Genomic DNA, 4117 nt, shown 5'->3' on the forward strand with positions numbered 1-4117 from the left:
TGTTGATGAGTTTGTCACTTTTACCACTGCCATTGCTGTTCCTGCTGTTGACTACGGAGTTGATTAAGTTGGGTTTCTAGCTGGTCCCTTTCTTGCTTAGTACTACCCAATTTTTCCGATAGTTTCGCCAACTGGGTTTCCGTGGTTTGGATGGCTGTGTTCATTTCCGCCAAAGCTATTTTTAACTGCTCCTGTTCCTGGGCCAGGGTTTGATCCTGGGCTTGGTGTTGGGCAATTTTTTCCTGGGCTTGGCTAATTTTTTCCTCTAGGCGTTGGCTACTGTTATGTAAATCCTTGAGGTGGTCTTCCCCCTGGCGTAACGCTTGCAGTTGATTTTGATACTCCGCTTCCACCGTGCGAATTTGGCCCTGGATAGTTTGCCATTGTTGATGGGTTTGGGAAGTTTCCAAAGCAGCCAACTGTTGCTGAGCAGAGGCTAGCTGTTGTTCTAAGGGCGGCAAAGATTGCTGCAACAAAGCTAAATTGCGTTGCAATTCTTCTAGCTTTTGCTGTTGATTAATTTGTTGTTGATTGATTTCTGTTTGCTGTTGGCTGAGGCGATTAATGTCCCGTTCCGTTTGCTCGCCGTGGAGTTGTACTTCCCTTTGTTGTTGGCGCATTTCCAGCAGTTGTTGGCTTAATTGCTTACTGCGAACGGTTCTTTCTAGTAATAATTCTTCGTTACGACCCTGGATCTGGTGAATGTCCTGCAACCGTTGACGTAACTGTTTCACCTCTGCCGTATCCTCACTGACCATGGTGCCAAACCGTAGCCCTGAGCGTTGATTACGGCTGCCGCCACTCATGGCCCCGCTAGCTTCTAGTAAATCCCCCTCCAGCGTGACAATGCGATGTTTGCCGAGGTGGTTGCGGGCGTTAACCAAGCTATCAAAAACCAATGTGTTGCCAAAAACAAAGGCGAAAATATCTGCGTAACGGCGATCGCCGTCGATTAAATTTACGGCTAAATCAATGTAACCGTGGGCGTAACTGAGATTGGGATTTTGACCACGGGGGGGACGAATTTTATTAAGGGGCAAAAAGGTAGCCCGCCCTGCCTTAGCCTGTTTGAGGATTTCAATGCCCGCCGCCGCTACTCCATCATCTTCCACCACTAAAAAGCCCAAACGACCCCCGGCCGCAATTTCCAGGGCTAGCTGGTACTGGGGCTCCACCTGACCCAGTTGGGCCACTAAGCCGCAGACCCCAGGCAAATCCGACTGCAAAATCACTTTGGTGGCGTAGGTCCCCTGCACCTCTTGCTGGGCTTGGCTGGCCGCTTCTAATTTGTCCAATTGCCGTTGCTTTTCCTGTTGTTCTTTGAGCAAGCGGGCTTGGGTTTCCTGGAGCAAACTCCGTTCCTGTTCCAGTTGGGCCAAATCGCTGGCCAGGGTTTGAATTTGACTGGTTAAGGCTTCCCCCTCGGAGTTGAACTGCCCTTGGGCAACCCGTTTTTCCGCCAATTCCCCCGACACTTTGACCAGCAGAGGGGTCAATTCAGCCAAATTAGTCAGCAATTGTTGTTGGCGTTCTTCTAGCTGGGCCAACTGACTGCGTTGGGGGATTAATTGGTCTTGTAATTGGTTGACAGTGCGGCTGAGCTGGGTTTGTTCCTGCACCCAAGCTTCGGAGGCAGAGGCGATCGCCTGGGATTGATGCCGGAGTTGCTCCAGGTGCTGTTGACTGGTTTGCACGGCGGCTTCCAGTTGGGGCAAGGTTTGGGTGTTATGGAAGGATTTTTCCTGTTGAATTTGCAAAAACTGCTGTTGACTCTGGCTAATTTCCGCCTGAATTTTCCCCACCTGCTGTTGATGATCGGTGATTTGGCGATCGCTGTCGTTGTAGCGTTGCTGTAGTTGATCCCGTTGGGCTTTTTGGGTTGCTAACTGGGCCGCCACGGCCAATTGTTCATCTTCCCCCAGGGCCTTAACCTGGGCATTGAGCTTTTCTAACTCTATTTGTTGGGTTTGAATAGCTTGACTGCGTTGCTCCAGGGCTTGCTGAATTTGAGTAGATTTTTGTTGATCCTGCTCTAATTGCCCCAATAATTTTTGCCGTTGTTGCTCCACCGCTTTGTACTGAATAACCTTGGCCCACCCTTGTTTTTCCTGTACCTGTTGCCGTAGAGCCTGATATTTTTCCGCCTTCTGGCGATCGGCCGCTAACCGCTCCAAGGTACGCTCCAATTCCGTCGCAATAATTTGACAGCGCTCCTCCCGGTCCTGCACCTCCCCTAAAGTCTCCTTAGTTTTGACAATTTTGCGGTCAAATTCCGCTACCCCCGCCAACTCGTCAATAATTTCCCGGCGCTCCTTCGAGTTCATGGTGATAATGCGGGTCACATCCCCCTGGAGGACAATGTTGTAACCTTCGGGGTAAATGCGTAGTTCATTCAACTGTTCATGGAGTTCCGCCACGGTGGCCGGCTCCCCATTGATGTAGTAGTTGGAGGAGTAATTGCCCCCTTTCGTCACCTTGAGGCGGCGGGTAACAGTCCACTCTTTGGAAATGTTCGCTCCATTGCCGTTGCCATTATTGTTGGACTCTTGTTCAGATAATGCTTCCCCATCATGCAACTCAAAGGTAACCGACACACTGGCTTCGGAACTGCCCCGCTTCCCCTTAAAGGTGTTATTGACCAAATCCGGCAGTCGTTCAGCTCGCATGCCTTTGGACGTGGCTAACCCCAGACAAAACAGTAACGCATCGAGGATATTTGACTTGCCCGAACCATTGGGTCCAGACACCACCGTAAACCCCGGCAAAAAAGGAATGGCGGTGGTTCCCCCAAAGGACTTGAAATGGGATAGTTCGATGCGCTTGACATAAACCATGGAGGCTGGGGACGGGGTAATTCAGGCCCTTCCAATCCTGACAGTGGCAAGGCCCAACGGCTCAATATATGCCCAATATACGATGCTTGGCGATCGCCGTTCGACGGAAATTGCCCACGGACTAATTCAGAGGGAGGGCTTTGGTAAAGGCACTGTGCACTGGACGAAGATATATGGGGGGCAAGTTTCCCAATTGGCGGCTAAATAAATAATAAATATGGTTTTAGCACTGCACCTAAAACAGTTGCCAATCCGTTGACCCCAACTGTTGCAAATTCTCCAACCGACGTTTGAAGTAACCACTGTGGAGCCGACTGTAATCCGATAGCTTCAGGGTTTGTACATGAATTGCCCAAGACCAAATGAAAGCCGTCTGGGTTAACGCTTGTAGGCAGTTTTCCTCTAAAACAGTCAGGGGAGCAATGGAGTTATAACCGCTCAAAAAAGCATCCCGAATATTGCGCCCCAGGCCTGATTGCATGGAAACCTGCAGAAATTTAGCAATATCAAAGGCTCGCCAACCCATGCCACACTGGTCAAAATCAAATAGCATCATCTGGTCTTCAGCGGTGAAATGGACATTGCCACTGTGGGGGTCTCCCCAACAAATAGTCCAATAGGGAGCATGGGTGGGAATGGATTTGAGTTGGGTTTTAATCGCCATGGAAATGTCAATCAGGCAACGCCACTCCTCCAGCCGGTGGTGAAGGAAAGGAGCAATGGTATGGAGGGAGTCGTCGAGTAAATAGCTGAGGGTGAGGGGAGGACGGTAGGCCGAAGGTCTGAACCGTTGGGCTGTTTGGTGCAGTTGGGCTAACATTTCCCCCAACAAAAATCCCTGGGTTTTATTCAAATCACCGATCGCCACACCGCCGGGGGCATAGGGAAATAAACTGGCATAGCGTTTGCCTTCCGGGGCATTAATTTCCAGGGCATAACCCCCACCCCGATGCCTGAGGGGGGCGGCCACGGGTACTTCCCGGTCTGCTAAAAAATTGAGCAACTCCAACTCAAACTGAATTTCACTTTCTGTGCGCCAATGTTGGTGGGAAATGCGCAAAATATAATCGTCCGCTAGGGTCTCCACCAAATACACATCGCTCAAACCCCGGTGCCAAAACCGACAGCCCTTGGGCACTTCAATGTCGTAATGCTTAAACACCAAATTTGTTAGGGCATGGGGAGCCAAGGCGGAATAGACACTGGGAAAAGCATCTCCCCCCACCGTTGACTTCGGGGCTGGATTGGGAGCAGGAAAGTCCACCACCGGGTTAATGTCCGGT

Annotated in this window: 2 protein-coding genes and 1 pseudogene; 1 reads left to right on the forward strand and 2 read right to left on the reverse strand. The window is 50.6% G+C overall.

Annotation, left to right across the window (positions count from 1 at the left end):
• Positions 1-23: 23 nt before the first annotated feature.
• Positions 24-2834, reverse strand: a pseudogene (smc, locus tag IQ219_RS17475) (chromosome segregation protein SMC); the annotation flags it as partial.
• Between smc and IQ219_RS17480 the strand changes: the two are divergent.
• Positions 2833-3042: a hypothetical protein gene (locus IQ219_RS17480; protein ID WP_194073458.1), complete on the forward strand. Its 210-nt coding sequence runs from the start codon at positions 2833-2835 to the stop codon at positions 3040-3042. The pseudogene smc and the gene IQ219_RS17480 overlap by 2 nt on opposite strands.
• Positions 3043-3069: 27 nt before the next feature.
• Here IQ219_RS17480 and IQ219_RS17485 read toward each other — a convergent pair.
• Positions 3070-4117, reverse strand: a 1048-nt coding sequence (locus tag IQ219_RS17485; RefSeq protein WP_228017298.1) for a phosphotransferase, incomplete at its 5' end; no start/stop codon positions are given.

It is taken from the genome of Synechocystis sp. LEGE 06083, assembly GCF_015207725.1.
Taxonomy (GTDB): domain Bacteria; phylum Cyanobacteriota; class Cyanobacteriia; order Cyanobacteriales; family Microcystaceae; genus Synechocystis; species Synechocystis salina.

Excerpts from the sequence above, each read along its gene's own strand:
- IQ219_RS17480 (WP_194073458.1), top strand. The coding sequence starts at position 2,833 with ATGGAGGCTGGGGACGGGGTAATTCAGGCCCTTCCAATCCTGACAGTG.